Origin of the sequence: Sulfurimonas sp., assembly GCF_023228785.1 — a bacterium.
Taxonomy (GTDB): domain Bacteria; phylum Campylobacterota; class Campylobacteria; order Campylobacterales; family Sulfurimonadaceae; genus Sulfurimonas.
In genome coordinates, this window is the sequence record NZ_JALOAN010000012.1 from 1 (window position 1) to 17,246 (window position 17,246).

Below are 17,246 nucleotides of genomic sequence, written 5' to 3' on the forward strand. Positions count from 1 at the left end.
CTTTATCATCTACAATTTTTTTGACTTCTCTTGCTAGTAAAAGTAATTTATCTTCAGGGTAAGCAAAATCAAACTTCTTGGCAATAGATTTTAAAATATCATAAAATGCTTTTTCTTCAAAATCTATGCCCATACTTTTAAATGAGTCTTTTTCTTTTTTTAGCTCATAGTAAAGATCTATTATCTCATCTGTAAAATCTTCTAAAACTCCGCTAACTAAAACATCTTCTTCTTTTCTCTCATTGTATTTTTGCACTAAAGAGGTAAACTTTTTAGAAAAATCTTCCGCCTTTGTTTTGTTGACTTTTTTAAAATCCTCTAGTGCTTTTGAGAGTAGTTGTTGTAGTAGTTTTATCTTTGTGTTTGGTAGTTTTATCTTTTCTATCTTGTTGATATAGTCTTCATCAAATATATCTATCTGTGCTTCATCTTCACTTCCTAGCTTAAATATCTCTTGAACTCCATCGCTTTTAAGAGCTTCTGCTATCATCAAAGAGACTTTCGCATTCATAGACGCAGTATCTGGAGCATCGCCTTTTGTTAGTTTGAGAACTATTGTTCTTATAGCCATATAAAAATGTATATGATCTTTTTCATCTTCTGTAAAAACCTCACTACCACAAGCTATATCGTAAGCGGATTTCAATCTTTTTACTATGTAGATAAATCTAGATTCTAACTCTTTAGTAAGCTGTACAAATTCGCTCGCATCGTTAAGAGTCTCTAGTTGCTCTCTGGGAGTTCCACTAAAGTATCCACTTGTATCAAACCTATGAAAAAGTTTTGCTAGTAGATCTAGCTGATCTTTTACTATTACTATGGAAGCATTTATATCTTCAAAGTTTTGACTATCTATCTGTGAGAACTGTTTAAGAGCTTTATTCATAGCTGTTTTTATGCCTATGTAATCCACTACAAGCCCTTTTTCTTTTGACTTATACTTTCTATTTACTCTTGAGATTGTTTGGATAAGATTGTGCTCTTGTATGGGTTTGTCTATGTAGATTGTGTCCAAACATGGTACATCAAACCCTGTTAGCCACATATCAACTACTATGGCAATTTTAAAGTTTGATTTTTCATTTTTGAACTGTGTATCTAGTGTTTTTCTATACTCTTTAGTACCTAGCATATCGTATAGTTCTTTTTCATCATCCTTATTTCTAGTCATAATCATTTTGATTTTTTCTAGTGGCAGTATCTCTTTTTTTTCTCTCTCACTAAGTTCCTCATCACTGACTTTTTTCTCCATCCACTCTGGTCGTAGTGCTACTATCTCTTTGTAAAGAGCATAAGCGATTGGTCGACTACTAGCTACAAAGATAGCTTTTCCCTTGATACTAGCACCCTCACCCACTCTCTTTTCATAGTGTTCTACAAAGTCGCGTGCAACTGCTCTAAGCCTATCTGGATCTCCTAAGATCGTACTCATACTTGAGATGGCTTTTTTGCTTTTATCTATCTGGTACTCATTCGCACCCGCACTAGCACACTCTTCATAGTAGTTTTCTATCTCTTGGAGTTTGGCGTTATCTAGCACCACTTTAGCAGCTCTTCCCTCATAGACAACTCTAACAGTTATCTCATCTCTAACTGATTCGGTCATGGTGTAGCTATCTACTACAGCACCAAAAACATCTAGCGTAGCATCTATAGGAGTTCCTGTAAAACCTACAAAGGTAGCATTTGGCAAAGAGTCGTGTAGGTACTTTGCAAACCCATAAGTTTTTTTCACACCATCTTTTGTTACTTTTACTTTTTGGTCTAGATTTATCTGGCTTCTGTGAGCTTCATCAGATATACAGATGATGTTTGTTCTATCACTTAATAGTTCCAGATCCTCTGTAAACTTATGAATAGTTGTAAGAAAAACTCCACCACTTTGAAGACCTTGAAGTTTTTGTCTCAAATCTTCACGACTCTCAACACTCACCACACCATCATCACCTATAAAGCCCTTTGCACTGCCAAACTGTTGAGCTAGTTGAGAATCTAGATCTGTTCTATCTGTTATGAGTATGATGGTTGGGCTAGAAAATGCAACACTCTTCATCAGCATACGAGTAAGATAGAGCATAGTAAAACTCTTGCCACAACCAGTTGCTCCAAAGTAAGTACCACCTTTTCCATCGCCATGAGGTTTTTGGTGTAGCTTTATGTTTTCATAAAGTTTTCTAGTAGCGTAGTACTGTGGATAGCGACAAACTATCTTTTCATCTTTTTTTGATTTATCTGGCATGTAGATAAAGTTATGGATGATATCTACAAGTCTCTCTTTGTTAAACATCCCTTTTATCATACTATACATCGAGTCTATACCATCAACATCCACTTCGTTACCAGTTATCTTTCTCCATGCATAAAAAAACTCATAAGGTGCAAACAAAGATCCAGCTTTGTTGTTCACTCCATCACTTATGATACAAAAAGCGTTGTATTTTAAAAGCTCTGGGATATCTCTTTTGTATCTAGTTGTGAGTTGCACAAATGCATCGTGCAAAGTAGCCTCTTCTCGTATGGCACTTTTAAACTCAAACACAACTAAGGGAAACCCATTTATATAAAGAACTCCATCAGGGATGCGTTTTTCATAGCCTACTATTTCGAGTTGATTTACTATCTTAAAATTGTTTGTTTGTACATCCTCATAGTTTATAAACTCTATATGAATATCTTTAGCATTTGCATCTTCGCGTTTAAATATAAAACCATCAGATACTAACTTCATGATAGTTTTATTAGAATCATACAAGTCACTAGATGGATAGCTTTGGAGTTTTCTTATGATTTGAGTGATTTCACTCTGTGTTATATCATCAGCTTTGTATCTACTTTGCAAGTACTTTTTTAGATCATCTCTTATAAGCACCTCACTATCATCTCGCTCTATCTCTTTGGCATGTTGATAACCAATACCTTGCTCTTCTAGTAGATCTATAAACGCTCGTTCTAGTTTTTCTTCTGTAAACTTACTCATTTTTCTCTTCCATATTTAGTAGTAGTTTGTCAAAGTCGCTCAAGTACTCTCTATCTTGGATCACTCTATATTTTTCATACTCTGCATGAGCCTTTAGTTTTGCTTCTAGTGCCGATATTTTGCCATTATCTAAAAGTATAGGGTAGTCTGATAGTGCTAAAAACTTATCTAAAAACACTACCCAGTCTTTCATATTCATAACAATACCTCTGAGTGCTCTATCTTCTGCAAGATCCAAATATGCAGATACTATTCGTTTAAGTTGCTCAATATGTTCTTCATCTAAATAATTTTTAGCAATTGTCACATCAGCTTTGAGTATCTTTTTCTCTGGTGATTTTTTCCATGTTTTTAGTCCCATATATATTTTTTGAGCATCAGCTTCACTGTAGATAGTCTCGGCTGCCGTTTTTCCTGTAATTGCCCAGTGCATTTTATTTTGCACCGTTGCATAAAACTCTCTTGTTAGAGCATCATTTTTATCATAGTCCGCACTTAGTGCATATATATCTGTAACTTTTTGATAAAATCTTCGCTCACTTAGTCGTATCTCTCTTATACGGTCTAGTTGCTCATCAAAATAATCTTGCCCAAAGTGTTTGACCGCTTTTAGTCTCTCATCGTCCATAGCAAACCCTTTGACTATGTACTCTTCAAGTATGCCTGTAGCCCATCTTCTAAACTCTAGAGCTCTATGAGAGTTTACTCTGTATCCTACTGCTGTGATGGCTTTTAGGTTGTAGTGTTTGCTTTGTCGTTTTACCTCTCTAGAACCCTCTTTTTGAACTTGTAAGAATTCCTTACAAGTTGTATTTTCACTTTGTTCTTGTTCATCATAGATATTCTTGAGGTGCAAAGTTATGTTTTGTGGTGTAGTATCAAACAGTTCTGCCATCTTTTTTTGTGTAAGCCACAAAGTCTCATCTTCAAAAAGAACATCAATGTTGACTTTTGCATCTTCAATCTTAAAAATAACAAAATTTGAAAACTCTTGAGCTGTTGTATTTATGATTTGTTTAGCCATTATATTTTCCCTCTATCTCCAAAGTACCTGCCAAAGTTTTAATGCAGTTCTTTTTTCTTAGCATAAGATTTGCTTTTGCAAGTTGAGCAAACTGAAGTTTTATTGTTTTTGAAGTTATGGTGTATGGTGGGGTGTAGTTGTTCATAATCTAGCCTTCAATAGTTGCCATTTTTGAAAGTAAAGTAGTATCAAATTCAACTAAAAATTCAATTTCATGCTGTAAAGTTAATTTATGATCAAAGATTGGTTTTAAAAGTTTATAAAACTTTTCTGCAATATATTCATTTGCTAAAACTATAGGCAAATTATTTAATATCTGCATAGTTAGAAACTTTGTCGCTGTTCCTGATGACAATCCTTTGAAATTTTCTAATTCACTTTTGACAACTAAATATATTTGTTCATTTGATAGTTGATTATGATTAGTTGTAATGACATAAGTTCTTTGATATGCATCAAACTTTCCTCTATAAAATTTTAATGGATAAATTGCACTGGCATTATTACCTGCTAGTAAAACTGCTTCACATTGAAACGAATATGTATTTGTTTTAAAAGTTTCTGCTGAACAAGTAAAAAAAGGGAAGTTTCCATTATCTATAGCTGCATTTGAGTTTAACTTTCCTGTAGTAAAGTTCATTACATTCTCAGATGTAGTACCTTTCCATCCTTTTGGTATCTCCATATCCAACTCATCTGAGTATTCCATCTCGCCACCATTTGATTTATATGGTTTGCCATTCTCATCTGGAAACTCAAAATTTACAAACCACTCTTTGTAGATGCTTTGTGCTGTCTCTTCTAGCTTTTTGTTTAGCTCTTCGTTTAGTTTTATTCTGTCTGTGATGGTTTCGTACTCTCTTACTATTTCTCTTTGTTTTTCTAGCGATGGGATTGGGAGTTTTACTTCACACATCTCATCCCATCCAAAAGATTCTCTTGTACTTCCGTGTGACATAAATCTGGCATATCTGTCAAACTCTTCTCTTCTAAACCACATCATAAGATACTCAGGCAGTAACTTTTCTCTATCTGTCACTTCAAAAACTGTATAAGATGTAGAAACAATGGCTTCATCATCTTCAAGTAATGCTACAGATATTTTATCTCCATTTCGTGAAGTTACAGATCCATAAGTAAATTGATTTTTTTTGACTATCTTGTACTTTGACATATCAGTACCAATAGTATTTGCAATAGATGGGATAAACTTTTTAGTGATACTTACACCTAAAAGCTTTGTGACTTTAAGATTAGTGTTTTTAATACTAACTTGTTTTATAAATTGACCTAGCTTTTTATAACTACTTCTCATAAAGTTCTGCCTCTATCTGAACTATTGGCAAAAGTCTTAGTCGATGGCATAACCCAACTCCTCGAACACTTTAAGCAACTCTTTTTTAGATTTTTCTTCCTCTTCTAACAAAATTTTAAATTCACTTTGAAGTGTTTTCATCTTCTCATCAAAGTCTATGTTCTCATCTCTGTTTACAAACTCTATGTATTTGCTAGGAACTAGTGAGAAGTCTTTTTTCTCTACCTCATCTTTAGATGCACTGTAGCAGTACTCAGATACATCTTTATAGGCCTCATTTTGCCATGCGTGGTAAGTAGAAGAGATCTCGTCTATTGCCTCTTCATCAAACTCTATAAACTTTTTCTCAAATGGCACACCTTTTTGGCGTAGATCCATAAAGAGTATCTCATCTGTTCTATCTCTATGTACTTTAGTTCTACCATTTTGCTCAAAAGTTCTCTCTTTTTTGTTGGCGTTTAGTATCCAAAGAGTGACACTTATATCTGTGGTATAAAACATATTTCTAGGTAAAATCACTATTGATTCTACCATGTCATTTTCTATGAGCTTTTTGCGGATCTTGTACTCTTCACCGCCACCACTTAGTGCTCCATTTGCAAGGATAAAGCCCGCTACTCCATTTTGTGAGAGTTTTGAGACCATGTTAAGGATCCAGCCGTAGTTAGCGTTTGAGGTTGGTGGTGTTTCGTATCCACTCCATCGTGGATCATCTACTAGCTCATTTACACCTCTCCAGTCTTTTTGGTTAAAAGGAGGATTTGCCATGATGAAGTCAGCTTTTAGGTCTTTGTGTTGATCTTTGCTAAATGTATCAGCAGCCACACTTCCAAGATTTGCAGATATGCCTCTGATGGCTAAGTTCATTTTGGCTAGTTTGTAAGTTGTTGCAGTGTACTCTTGTCCATAGACAGATATATCTTTTTTGCTTCCATTGTGAGCGTCTATAAACTTTACAGACTGCACAAACATACCACCAGATCCACAAGCAGGATCGTAGATCTTGCCCTTGTATGGTTCTATCATATTTGCTATGAGATTTACTATGGACTTTGGAGTGTAAAACTCCCCTTTTCCTTTACCCTCTGCTATGGCAAACTTACTTAAAAAGTACTCATAGACACGCCCAACTATATCGCTACCTTTGTCTTGTATGGTGTTGATGTTGTTGATGGTGTCTATGAGAGATGAGAGTTTACTTGCGTCTAGTCCTAGTCTTGAGAAGTAGTTGTCAGGTAGTGCACCTTTTAGAGATGGATTGTTTTTCTCTACAGTTGAGAGGGCTGTGTCTATTTTTAGAGCTATATCATCTTGTTTGGCATGTTGTTTTATGTATGACCATCTAGAGATCTCAGGCAGATAAAAAACATTCTCCATGGTGTAAAACTCAACCATATCAACAAATGCTTCTTTACCATCAGCTATAAGTTGCTCTCTTCTTGCCTCATAAGTATCGCTCACAAACTTTAAAAAGATGAGCCCTAAAACTATATGTTTGTATTCGCTAGATTCTACTGTTCCTCTTAGTTTATTTGCACTCTCCCAAAGAGACTCTTCCATAGACTTTTGTTTTGTTTTTGCTTTTGCCATTATTTGGTGTGACCTTATAAAAAATAATTTTTATTTATTATAGCCTTTAAAGCAAGAAAGACAAATAGTGTTTAGCCCATCGGGTACATAATTTCTTCTTGTATAATTTTTATCTTTTGCATCACCTCATCACTAAGTTCTAGATCCATTGCTGCAAATGAGTCATCTAATTGCTCTGCGTTTACTGCTCCTATGATGGTAGATGCTACAAAGTCAAACTGCTTTGAGTAGGCTACTGCTAGGGTTACTGGACTTATGTCTAAACTCTTTGCTATCTCCATATACTTTGCGGTAGATGCAAGTGACTTTTCATTTACAAATCTTGTACCTTGCGCTTTTGTGCGGGGATCTTTGCTTTTAAGATACTCACTAAATCTTGCATCTGATGGGTAAAATGCACCGTTATACTTTCCACTTAAAACTCCACCAGCTATGGGCGAGTATGGCAGAAGTGATATTTGCTCTTTTTGGCAAACTAAAGAGAGTTCATCTAAAAATCGTGGATTATTTAAAGAGAAGTTGTTTTGGATGGACTCAAACCTTGAGATCTCAAGTCTCTTTGAAGTCTCATTTGCTTTTGTTAGTCCATAAGCACTATCGTTTGAAGTTCCGATGTACCTAACCTTGCCCTCTTTTACAAGCTCATCAAAGGCTAGTAGCGACTCTTCTATGGGAACTAAAGTATCTGGCCAGTGCATCTGGTAAAGATCTATATAGTCCGTTTGAAGTCTCTTCAAGCTCCCCTCAACCGCTCTTTTGATATGAAATTTATCAACAGCCGTAAGACCATGCCTAATGGGTGGAACAAACCAACCATTTGCAGCTCCAGCAATTTTTGAAGCTAAGATGATGCTATCTCTTTGTTTAGTCTTTAACCACTTACCAACAATAGTCTCAGTCTCCCCTGCGTAGTCAACTTTTGGAGGAACAGGATAGAGTTCAGCTGTGTCGAAAAAGTTTATACCTCTCTCATACGCTCTGTCCATTATCTTAAATGACTCAACCTCATCACTCCAACTACCAAAACCCATAGTTCCTAAACATATTGGCGTAACTCTAAGCCCAGTTTTTCCAATGTATCTGTAATTCATTTGTGCCCCTTTTACTATCTCTACTTCGCTTCTATCATCTTTATATACAACTCTTCAACTTTTTCTCTAGCCCAAGGAGTTTTTCTAAGAAACTTCAAGCTCGAATTTACTGTTGGATCAAACAAAAAACATCTGATCTCTATGAGTTTTCCTAACTTTTTCCAACCGTAATGTTTCACAAGATCTTCTAAAATATCTTTTAATTTTACCCCATGCAGGGGATTGTTTTTGTTTTTTTCACGCTCACTCATTCTCTTCCTTTTTTTACTAGCATCATTTATATTTAATTTTCTCTATATAAATTCCAAAGCTCTTTGATCAAACTGATATGTTTTATAAGCTATTTTTGTTAAGATTTTTTTACTTGATAGATCTTTAAAGAGTTTTATAAGAGTTGGTTTTGAGATACTTACTTCTTGCATAATGTCGCTATATGATGCTAAGAGTTGGTCTTTTTCATTTAAGCTCTCTACTATAAACCTTATAACTTCAACCTGTTTTGAGTCTGTTATGGCTGAGATAGTTCTGATGATATTTGAGTTTTTTCGTATCTCTTTTTCTTGCATTAGTGGAAGCACTATGTCGTGTAGAGTATTTAAAAGCTCTTTTAAGTTTATGGGCTTTACTATATAGTTCTCTACCTTTAGTTTTATAGCATCTAGTAGGTACTTAGTATCTGTATGAGCAGTTGTTAGAATTGTCGGTATATGTATATTGTGTACCTCTTTTAACTCTCTTAAAAAATCGATGCCATTCTCATCCTCTAGCAAAATATCTGATACTATCACATCGACTCTATATCTTTTTATAATTTCAAAGGCCTCTTTTGAGGTTTTTATGGCAAAGATCTCATTTACAAAATCTCCAAGCATATCTTTAGTTTGATGCAAAAGTGAGTCGTCATCTTCTAAGTAAAGTATGTTATATCCATTTAGTATGTTTAAGTTTCTAGTTATCATTTTCGTCCTTGACATCTTTAAGTGGTATGCTTATGCTAAAGAGCGTACACTTTTGAAAGTTTGCGTTTTGTATTTTATAGTAAACATTCTTACACTCAATTTTACCGTTCATATGTTTTTGCACTATTTGTTGTGACATATAGAGCCCGATGCCAGTTCCACTACTTTTATATTTTGTAGTATAGTAAGGCTCAAAGATATGTCCTAACACCTCTTCATCGATGCCTCCACCATTATCTACGATGTTTACTCTTATGTTGTTTTTTGACTTTTTGACCACTACTTCTATGAGTCTTTTATACTCTTTATCTTTTAGTACATCTATAGCATTTGAGATAATATTTAAAAAAACATGTGATAGTTCATTGTAAAAACCATAGATCTCTTCATCAGCTTTTATATTTAGTGTAAATTCTATATTCTCTTTTTCTAATAAGTACTTAGATAAGATAAATGAGTGTTCTATACATCTTTTTACAGAAAATCTCTCTTTAGCTCTGCTTGGCTTAAAAAAGTTTTGAAAATCTTCAAGCGTTTTTGACATATTTTCACCTAAAAGTGTTGCATCATCAACCTTTTGTTTTAAAAACTCTGGAGTTAATTTTCCTAGCTCCATTTTTGTCTCAAATCCTTGTATTATCATCATAAGAGATGATAGTGGTTGCCTCCACTGATGAGCGATATTTGCTATCATCTCACCAAGAGATGCAAGTCTAGCTTGCTGAAACATTATGAGATCTTTTTTCCTTGAGTTTGCAACCTCCCCAGCTATGCGTCTCTCTAGTGATTCATTTAGTTTTAAGAGTTCTTTTGTTTTTTCATCAACCGCATCTTCAAGCCCAAAATGGATCTTTTTAAAGTGCATGATTATCATAACTGAGAGCATTATAGAAAAGACAAAAACAAAGACTATGGAGACATTTAGTATGGTGGAGAGAGTGTTAAAGATATTTTGAGTATCACCCTTCTCACGGATTGCCATATTTAGGTCGTAATTTGTAAGATTTGTAAGATATATTGAGATTGCGTTTATCTCAAAATTTACTTTTTTTATAAGTATTTCTATTTTTTTACTTTGTGGATCTTTTAGCTCAACTAAAATCTCGCTCACAAGAACATCTACTCTTTTTATTTTTTCATTTATATTTGAGATGATACTTCTTTGTAAAACCTTGTTTTGATTTTGGTTTCCAATACTAAAGAACTTTTTTATAATCTTAGTTACAAAAGAGGATTCATATTCATCTGAAAAACTAATCTCCAAATATTTTGCCCAGTTTCCTTTTATAACTTGCTCGCCTAGAGTTATAACATCGTATGAGTATTTTAGCTCTATATTTTTGTTGTAAACATCTAGTATGGTCTCTTGTATATTTATAAGATAGGCATCTTTTATAGCTTCAAGCTTTAAGATGGGTTTTGTTCTTTTTTCAAACAAAACATCAAAATCATTTTTGATAGTATATATAGAGATCTGTGAAAGAGCTATGATAGACATCATCCCACCAATGATGATAAACATCAAGATAGATGTTTTGTAAGAAAAAGGTATTTTTTCTATAGCTGTAAGTAGTTTTTTAATCTTCATTTTTTACTTCTATAAAATTTGAATCTTTGTATTTGTAAAGATAGACTTTATTGTGGAGTTGTTTATTTTTAAAATCTATCTCCATTCCACCCAAAGAATTACTTTTAAGATTTTTTATCTCTTTTAAAAACTTCTCTCTTGTTATGCTACCATCTATATTTTGTAAAGCCGCCACCACTGCTTTTGCAGCTAGGAATGATTCTAGGGATATAAAACCTAAAGCTTGCTCAGGATAGTATTTCTGCATCAGTTCTTTGTACTCTAAAACAACACTTAGTTTAGAAGTTTTGTAGTTTGGTACAACTTCACTAAAGAGTAAGTTTGTTGTGTTTTTGTCTAACTCTTTTATCATCTCATCTGCATCTCCAAAAGAGATATTGCAAAAGTAAGTATCTTTAAAGATCTCATCTTCTTTAGCAGTTTTTATAAAAAGGGCATTGGCTCTGTAAGCTCCAACCATTAGTATTGCCTCAGGTTGAACACTTTTTATCTCATATAGTGCGTGTTTTATGGAGAGGGTGTTTCTTTTGTAAGTTCCTTCACCAACAAGCTTTAAGCCTCTTTTTTTTAAAGACTCAAGAAGTGAGACAAAGCCCTCTTCTCCATAGTCATCATTTTGATAAAAAACTGCAAATCTTTTTACCCCTTTTTTTTCATAAAGATATTTTACTATAGCATCTATCTCTTGATCATAAGAGCTTCTAAAGTTTACAAAATGTCTATTTTTTTTATCTCTTAAAAACTCTGCACCACTAAAAGGAGCTATGAGGGGGATGTTTTTTTCTTGAAGTATAGGTAATATTTTTTTAACTGTTGGCGTTCCAACAAAACCAAAAAATGCAAATATTTTTTCATCAATTAACTTTTTAATATTTTCTATAGTAAGTTCTGGTTCATATTTATCATCATATACTACAAGAGAAAGTTTTTTATCTTTTAAAAGATTATTCTCATTTACATGAGAAAAGTAAGCATCAGCTCCATTATAAACTGCACTGCCCCATGCTTTCATAATCCCTGTATTAGGAACAGATATACCAAACTTTAAGTTCTTTTGCTCAAAGCTCTCATCTTTAAGAGCAAAATATACAATAACAAAAATAGCAAATAAAGATAGAAAGTACTTTATCACCCATAAGCCTTTTTTATGTTGATTATATCATAAATGAATTGATTTATATCAACTCAACAATAAGTAAAAATTATTTTACTTTTTAAGTATTATGAAAGTTTTATGAAGCTAAACTTTGGTAATATTTTTTTTACCAAAAAGGGGTTATTTATGCAAGAATTTATCTACTATAGTGATAGAGGGCTTGATTTTCCACTTCCTGAGAATATTCTCGTAACTTCTACAAATGAACAAAAAAACAATTTTATAGTCTCAAACTCTGATGAAGTTCATGGGGAGGTCATAGCTGATGAGATTGACTTCTACATCTCAAACTCAAAAGATTCCATAGCAAACAAGATCAAAAATGTTGAAAAACTATATGAGATAAATGCTATTCGCTTTGATATGGCGCAAGATATCAATTTTGAGCAAGATGTCTCTAAAGAAGTTTTACTCATCGCTACAAAAGAACAAAAAGAGAACTTCTTAAAAGCTATGGTTCCAGATGAGTTCAATCTTTTTCATGTTCTTCCAGATGCCATAAAGTCTATTGATGGTCATATAGGTGCTTTGAATGCTGTTGTTAATGATTCATTTAAAGATGCAACTCTTAAAGTCTCTCAAGTAGTTTGGTTTGACCGAGATAAACGAAAAAAAGAGAGAAGTGGAGTCTTTGATCCTCTTGAGAGTTCTATAGATTCAACTCTTGCAACTCTTAGATCTAACCTTACAAACTACGACTATAAAAAGTTTACTATTTATGATCAAAACATCTGTCAATATCATGAGCGAAGAGAAGAGATCTGCTCAAAGTGTGAAGAGGTCTGTCCAACTGTTGCAATCATTAAGATCGATGAGAGCAAACATCTTAAATTTTCACAGATAGATTGTCACGGCTGTGGTGGCTGTATCTCAGTTTGTCCTTCTGGAGCCTTAGATTATGCACCAACTACAAGAGAGAGCATTTATGAGATGGCTAAATACTTTCGTTATCACACACCTTTAGTTGTCCCTCAAATCATGGATCTTAAGTCTTTAGAAGTAGATCTCAAAGAGAATATTTTACCTTTTAAAGTAGAGGGTGAAAAGTTCCTACATGAATCTACATTTTTAACTCTACTTCAAGAGTCTGGATCTCAAGTGATTTTCTACTCTGATTTTTTGTCTAAGGGCGTAAAAGACTCAATTAGCATACTAAACCATATCTACCAAAAAAAGTACAACAAAGATGCGATCCTCGTTGCAGTAAACAAACAAGAACTTGAAGATGCAATGCAAATAGTCCAGTTTATAGAAAACTCAAGATACTCATACAACGAGATTGGATCTAGAAAAAGAGAAGTTTTCTCTCTTCGTCTCTCATACATGATAGGTGAAGAAGATCTAGGGAGTGTCACTACTGGCGAGCATATTCACTACGCTAAAGTAAAGGTAGATCAAGACAAATGTACGCTCTGTTTGGCTTGTGTTGGAGCTTGTAATGTAGATGCTCTTGTAGCAGATCCAAAGACTTATGAGCTAAAACTAAACGCTTCGCTTTGTACTGCATGTGGCTACTGCGAGCCATCTTGTCCTGAGAAAGATTGTTTGACTTTAGAGCGTGACATTATAGAATTGCAACCATCTTGGTTTAAAGAGACAACTATTGCAAAAGATACTCTTTTTGCTTGTGTTGAGTGCGGGGTAGAGTTTGCCACAACAAAGTCAGTTGAGAAGATTGCTGCGATGATGGGACCAGTATTTGCGGCATTTAGCCCAGTAAAACAGAGAACGCTTTACTGCTGTGAGAACTGTAAACCAAAACTAATGATAAAAGAAGGACTATTAAATGCGTAACAAAGAAATAGATAGAGCAAGACTTTTTATATACAACTTATTGTCTCTTTTACTTGTAGAGAACCATGTAAAAACTCAACTACCACAGATAAAAGAGAGTCTAAAACTTCTCTCTAAAAATTCCTTTGATGATGAAGTAAGCGAGGTAGCTGCCTCAATACTGCAAAACCTAGAGAGTGGATCTGATGAAGATCTATATGTTGAGTATCAAGAACTGTTTTTAGTTCCTTTTTCAAAGTTTATCTCTCTTAGTGCTTCTTACTACTATGAGCAAAGAGAAGGTGGCACTATGCTTTTAAAGGTAAGAGATATTTTAGCTAGAACTAAAATTAGAAAAGATGAAGCTTCTTTTAGTGCACCTGAAGATCACTTTGGTTTTATTTTTACATTCTTGTCTTACCTTATAGAGCAAGAGATAGAGGGCGAACTAGATGCATCTCTACAAAAAGAGCTTTTTGAAGCGGTCATAAATCCATTTTGCGATGAGATAGCTTACAAAATGATCTCTAGTGATACAAAGATCTACTCCTATGTTGGAGCAATTTTAGGAAACTTTTGTAACTTTGAGAGAGCATATTTAGATATAGCAAAAATCAAAGCTGCTTAAAATGTGGAGACTTTAAAAGTCTCCCTAAGAGTTTATTTGAGCTTTTAGGGTGGCTTTTAACCACAAAAAATGAGAGGAGTGAATATGTCTGATGAGATATTAAAGAGAAGAGATTTTCTAAAGCGTGCTGGAATTGCCGCTTCAGTTCTTGCTACATCAGTAGTCGCAGTAGCTGCTACTACAGAAGGTCAGCACAGAGGTCACAGAGGTAACAGCGATAACAAGGGAAATGGTGTTGTAACTGGAACTTCAAATAAAAAAGAGATTTTGTATACAAAAACTCAAAATTGGGAAGAGTTTTACAACTCAGCAAAGTAAAAAAGGAGGAGAAATAAAATGAAAATGCTTAAAAGCTTTGGAAGAAGAAGTTTCATGAAAATGGCTTCGCTTGCAACAGTTACAACAGCAACTTCTGCATTTGCTAGCAATAGCGTCTTAAGAGGGGCAACCAAGGATGAGATCAGAAATCCTTATCCAGGTTCAAAACTCATTAAGACCATTTGTACGCACTGTTCAGTAGGTTGTGGTGTTATAGCTGAAGTTCAAAACAATGTGTGGGTTAGACAAGAGGTAGCTCATGACCACCCAATTAGTCACGGAGGGCATTGTTGTAAAGGTGCCGATATGATTGATAAGGTCAGAGGTACAAACAGACTAAAATATCCAACTGCTAAAGTAAATGGCAAGTGGGCAAGACTTGACTGGGACAAGGCAATGAGCCAAATTTCAGATCAATTAATCGGCATCAGAGAGAAATATGGTGCAGACGCAGTTCAGTTTTTAGGATCTGCAAAATGTAGTAATGAACAAGCTTATTATATAAGAAAGTTCGCAGCTATGTTTGGAACAAACAACATAGATCACCAAGCTAGAATTTGACATAGTCCAACAGTTGCCGGTGTGGCAAATACATGGGGTTATGGAGCTATGACAAATCATCTAGGTGACATGCAAAACTCAAAAGCTATTATAATTTTTGGAGCGAATCCAGCGGCAAATCATCCGATTGCTATGCAACACATTTTAAAGTCAAAAGAACAAAATGGTGCAAAAATAATCGTGGTAGATCCAAGATATACAAAAACTGCTGCAAAGAGTGATGTATATTGTCGCATCAGAACAGGTACTGATATCGCTTTTATGTACGGAATGATAAGACTCATCCGTGATAACAAATGGTATGACAAATCTTTTATAAACGATAGAGTTTATGGAATGGAAGAGATCTTTAAAGAGTGTGAAGAATATACTCCTGAGCATGTAGAAGATGTAACTGGTTGTCCAAAAGAGATCCTGATCCAAGCTACTACTGCGTTTGCTACTGCAGATCCAGGTTGTCTGATTTGGAACCAAGGATGGACTCAACATACTGTTGGATCATCAAACACAAGACTAGGTTCAATCCTACAACTTGTTCTTGGAAACATGGGTAAGCCAGGTGGTGGAACAAACATTCTAAGAGGTCATGACAATGTTCAGGGATCTACAGATATGGGTTGTCTCTCTGATACTCTACCAGGATATTATGGTCTTGCTGAGGGTTCATGGAAGTACTTTGCTTCACAATGGAAGGTAGATTATGATTGGTTAAAAGGTCGTTTTAAATCTCAAAAGATGATGCAAGATAAAGGTTTTAGTTTGAGTCTTTGGATTCACGGTGTGCTAGATGAATCAAATGCAGTAAACAATGCTGACACTCCTCTTAAAGCACTAGTTTGTATAGGAAATGGAATATCCACTATTACTCAAACACACAAAGTAAAAGAGGCTCTTGATAAGCTTGACCTTGTTGTTTTTATAGATCCATATGTAAATGATGCGGCAGTAATTACTACAAGAGAGAACAATCTCTACTTACTACCAGCAGCGTCTCAAGTTGAGTGTTCTGGAACTGTTGTAAACACTGGAAGAAGTGCTCAGTGGAGAAGTAAAGTAATAGATCCACTATATGAGGCTAGACCTGATGAAGAGATCTTGTTTGACTTTGCAAAAAGATTAGGTTTTTACGATGAGTTTGTAGCTGGAATGGGCAAAGGTAAAGATTTTACTTGGCCAGAAGATGCAACAAATGAAATAGCTAGAACTCTAAAAACTATTGGTTTTCAAGGTAGAACTGCCGAGAGACTTAAAAAGCATACAGAAAACTGGCACTTGTTTGACACCACTTCATTAAAGGGAAGAGGTCCAGTTTCTAAAGAGTACTATGGCTTGCCATGGCCTTGTTGGAGTGAAGATCATCCAGGAAGTCCAGTTTTATACAATGTTAAACTACCAGTTTCTCAAGGTGGAATGGGCTTTAGAACTAGATTTGGAACTGAGCGAAATGGTGTTTCACTACTAGCCGCTGATGGCGTTGCACCTGTTGGTTCACGCATTAAAGGTGGATACGATGAGATCACTTTTAAAAATATTGAAGAGCTTAGTGGCATTAAACTAACAGATGAAGAGAAAAAGCTTGTTGAGGGTAAAAACTGGAAGACTGACGATAGTGGAATTTTAGTTAGAAATGCTCTTGCAGCTGGACTTGCTCCTTATGGAAATGCAAGAGCTAGAACTATTGTTTGGGGCTTTAGAGATGAGATTCCAAAACATAGAGAGCCATTGCACTCATTCAGACAAGATCTCATAAAAAGATACCCTGCAGTTGCAGATATAGCAAATCATTATAGAACAAATGTTCGCTATGCAAGTGAGCAAAATGCTCAAAACTGGGTAGCTGATTATCCTATAAACATAGTCTCGGGACGTGTAGTTGAGCATATGGGAACAGGAACAGAGACTCGTGCATCTAAGTACTTAGCTGAACTCTCAGGAGAGATGTATGGTGAACTTCATCCAGAATTAGCTGCAAAGCTTGGCATTAAAGATGGCGAGATGATGTGGGTATATGGAACTGGCGAAGGTAAGATTAAGATCAAGTGTAAATACTCTTATAGAGTAGATGAAAACTCAGTCTTTTTACCTCAAAACTTCTCTGGAGTTTGGAGTGGTGAGAGCCTAGAGAGTAGATATCCAACGGGAACTGCTCCTCATAGTTTTGGCGAGAACTCAAACCAAGTTACAAGTTACGGTTACGACCAACAGACATCTTGTCCAGAGACTAAGTGTTCTTTGGTAAGAATCCAAAGAGCATAGGAGAAGTAAA

Annotated in this window: 14 protein-coding genes; 4 read left to right on the forward strand and 10 right to left on the reverse strand. The window is 34.9% G+C overall.

The window, feature by feature from the left end; genetic code table 11:
- The 10 genes from M0Q24_RS04490 to M0Q24_RS04535 all read right to left on the reverse strand — a co-directional run.
- The coding region (locus M0Q24_RS04490) for a type I restriction endonuclease subunit R (RefSeq protein WP_295047830.1) at positions 1-2,977 on the reverse strand (2,977 nt) is incomplete at its 3' end.
- Entirely contained in the window at positions 2,970-4,001 is a 1,032-nt protein-coding gene (locus tag M0Q24_RS04495) for a virulence RhuM family protein (protein ID WP_295047832.1), read from the reverse strand. The genes M0Q24_RS04495 and M0Q24_RS04490, both read right to left, overlap by 8 nt.
- Positions 3,994-4,146 (reverse strand): hypothetical protein, encoded by a 153-nt coding sequence (locus M0Q24_RS04500; RefSeq protein ID WP_295047834.1) that lies wholly within the window; start codon positions 4,144-4,146, stop codon positions 3,994-3,996. Before M0Q24_RS04500 ends, M0Q24_RS04495 begins: the two co-directional genes overlap by 8 nt.
- Before the next feature lie 3 nt (positions 4,147-4,149).
- Positions 4,150-5,316, reverse strand: coding sequence for a restriction endonuclease subunit S (locus M0Q24_RS04505; RefSeq protein WP_295047835.1), 1,167 nt, complete (start codon positions 5,314-5,316; stop codon positions 4,150-4,152).
- Positions 5,317-5,352: 36 nt separating this feature from the next.
- The gene (locus M0Q24_RS04510) at positions 5,353-6,906 is read right to left on the reverse strand and encodes a class I SAM-dependent DNA methyltransferase (RefSeq protein WP_295047837.1); all 1,554 of its coding nucleotides are present in this window, start codon (positions 6,904-6,906) and stop codon (positions 5,353-5,355) included.
- A 71-nt stretch (positions 6,907-6,977) separates the two neighbouring features.
- Positions 6,978-7,997: an aldo/keto reductase gene (locus M0Q24_RS04515; protein WP_295047839.1), complete on the reverse strand. Its 1,020-nt coding sequence runs from the start codon at positions 7,995-7,997 to the stop codon at positions 6,978-6,980.
- A 20-nt stretch (positions 7,998-8,017) separates the two neighbouring features.
- On the reverse strand, positions 8,018-8,248 hold the full coding sequence (locus M0Q24_RS04520; protein WP_295047841.1) for a VF530 family protein: 231 nt from the start codon (positions 8,246-8,248) through the stop codon (positions 8,018-8,020).
- Positions 8,249-8,290: 42 nt separating this feature from the next.
- On the reverse strand, positions 8,291-8,956 hold the full coding sequence (locus M0Q24_RS04525) for a response regulator (protein ID WP_295047842.1): 666 nt from the start codon (positions 8,954-8,956) through the stop codon (positions 8,291-8,293).
- A complete protein-coding gene (locus M0Q24_RS04530) occupies positions 8,946-10,544 on the reverse strand; it encodes a HAMP domain-containing sensor histidine kinase (protein WP_295047844.1) in 1,599 nt (532 codons plus the stop codon). The genes M0Q24_RS04525 and M0Q24_RS04530 overlap by 11 nt, the downstream gene beginning before the upstream one ends.
- The gene (locus tag M0Q24_RS04535; protein WP_295047847.1) at positions 10,534-11,676 is read right to left on the reverse strand and encodes an ABC transporter substrate-binding protein; all 1,143 of its coding nucleotides are present in this window, start codon (positions 11,674-11,676) and stop codon (positions 10,534-10,536) included. Before M0Q24_RS04535 ends, M0Q24_RS04530 begins: the two co-directional genes overlap by 11 nt.
- Before the next feature lie 150 nt (positions 11,677-11,826).
- On the opposite strand from M0Q24_RS04535, the gene M0Q24_RS04540 reads away from it, so the two are divergent.
- The 4 genes from M0Q24_RS04540 to M0Q24_RS04555 all read left to right on the forward strand — a co-directional run bounded on the left by M0Q24_RS04540 (position 11,827) and on the right by M0Q24_RS04555 (position 17,236).
- Positions 11,827-13,494: a 4Fe-4S binding protein gene (locus M0Q24_RS04540; protein WP_295047849.1), complete on the forward strand. Its 1,668-nt coding sequence runs from the start codon at positions 11,827-11,829 to the stop codon at positions 13,492-13,494.
- Positions 13,487-14,101, forward strand: a complete 615-nt coding sequence (locus M0Q24_RS04545) for a molecular chaperone (protein WP_295047850.1) — start codon at positions 13,487-13,489, stop codon at positions 14,099-14,101. The genes M0Q24_RS04540 and M0Q24_RS04545 overlap by 8 nt, the downstream gene beginning before the upstream one ends.
- Before the next feature lie 84 nt (positions 14,102-14,185).
- A complete protein-coding gene (locus M0Q24_RS04550; RefSeq protein ID WP_295047852.1) occupies positions 14,186-14,419 on the forward strand; it encodes a twin-arginine translocation signal domain-containing protein in 234 nt (77 codons plus the stop codon).
- Between the two features lie 18 nt (positions 14,420-14,437).
- A complete protein-coding gene (locus M0Q24_RS04555; protein WP_295047854.1) occupies positions 14,438-17,236 on the forward strand; it encodes a molybdopterin-dependent oxidoreductase in 2,799 nt (932 codons plus the stop codon).
- The last annotated feature ends 10 nt before the right edge of the window (positions 17,237-17,246 follow it).

What these genes read in the sequence shown, in the direction of transcription:
- M0Q24_RS04495 (WP_295047832.1), bottom strand. Translation starts at nt 4,001, where the DNA reads ATGGCTAAACAAATCATAAATACAACAGCTCAAGAGTTTTCAAATTTT.
- M0Q24_RS04500 (WP_295047834.1), bottom strand. Translation starts at nt 4,146, where the DNA reads ATGAACAACTACACCCCACCATACACCATAACTTCAAAAACAATAAAA.
- M0Q24_RS04505 (WP_295047835.1), bottom strand. Translation starts at nt 5,316, where the DNA reads ATGAGAAGTAGTTATAAAAAGCTAGGTCAATTTATAAAACAAGTTAGT.
- M0Q24_RS04510 (WP_295047837.1), bottom strand. Translation starts at nt 6,906, where the DNA reads ATGGCAAAAGCAAAAACAAAACAAAAGTCTATGGAAGAGTCTCTTTGG.
- M0Q24_RS04515 (WP_295047839.1), bottom strand. Translation starts at nt 7,997, where the DNA reads ATGAATTACAGATACATTGGAAAAACTGGGCTTAGAGTTACGCCAATA.
- M0Q24_RS04520 (WP_295047841.1), bottom strand. Translation starts at nt 8,248, where the DNA reads ATGAGTGAGCGTGAAAAAAACAAAAACAATCCCCTGCATGGGGTAAAA.
- M0Q24_RS04525 (WP_295047842.1), bottom strand. Translation starts at nt 8,956, where the DNA reads ATGATAACTAGAAACTTAAACATACTAAATGGATATAACATACTTTAC.
- M0Q24_RS04530 (WP_295047844.1), bottom strand. Translation starts at nt 10,544, where the DNA reads ATGAAGATTAAAAAACTACTTACAGCTATAGAAAAAATACCTTTTTCT.
- M0Q24_RS04540 (WP_295047849.1), top strand. Translation starts at nt 11,827, where the DNA reads ATGCAAGAATTTATCTACTATAGTGATAGAGGGCTTGATTTTCCACTT.
- M0Q24_RS04545 (WP_295047850.1), top strand. Translation starts at nt 13,487, where the DNA reads ATGCGTAACAAAGAAATAGATAGAGCAAGACTTTTTATATACAACTTA.
- M0Q24_RS04550 (WP_295047852.1), top strand. Translation starts at nt 14,186, where the DNA reads ATGTCTGATGAGATATTAAAGAGAAGAGATTTTCTAAAGCGTGCTGGA.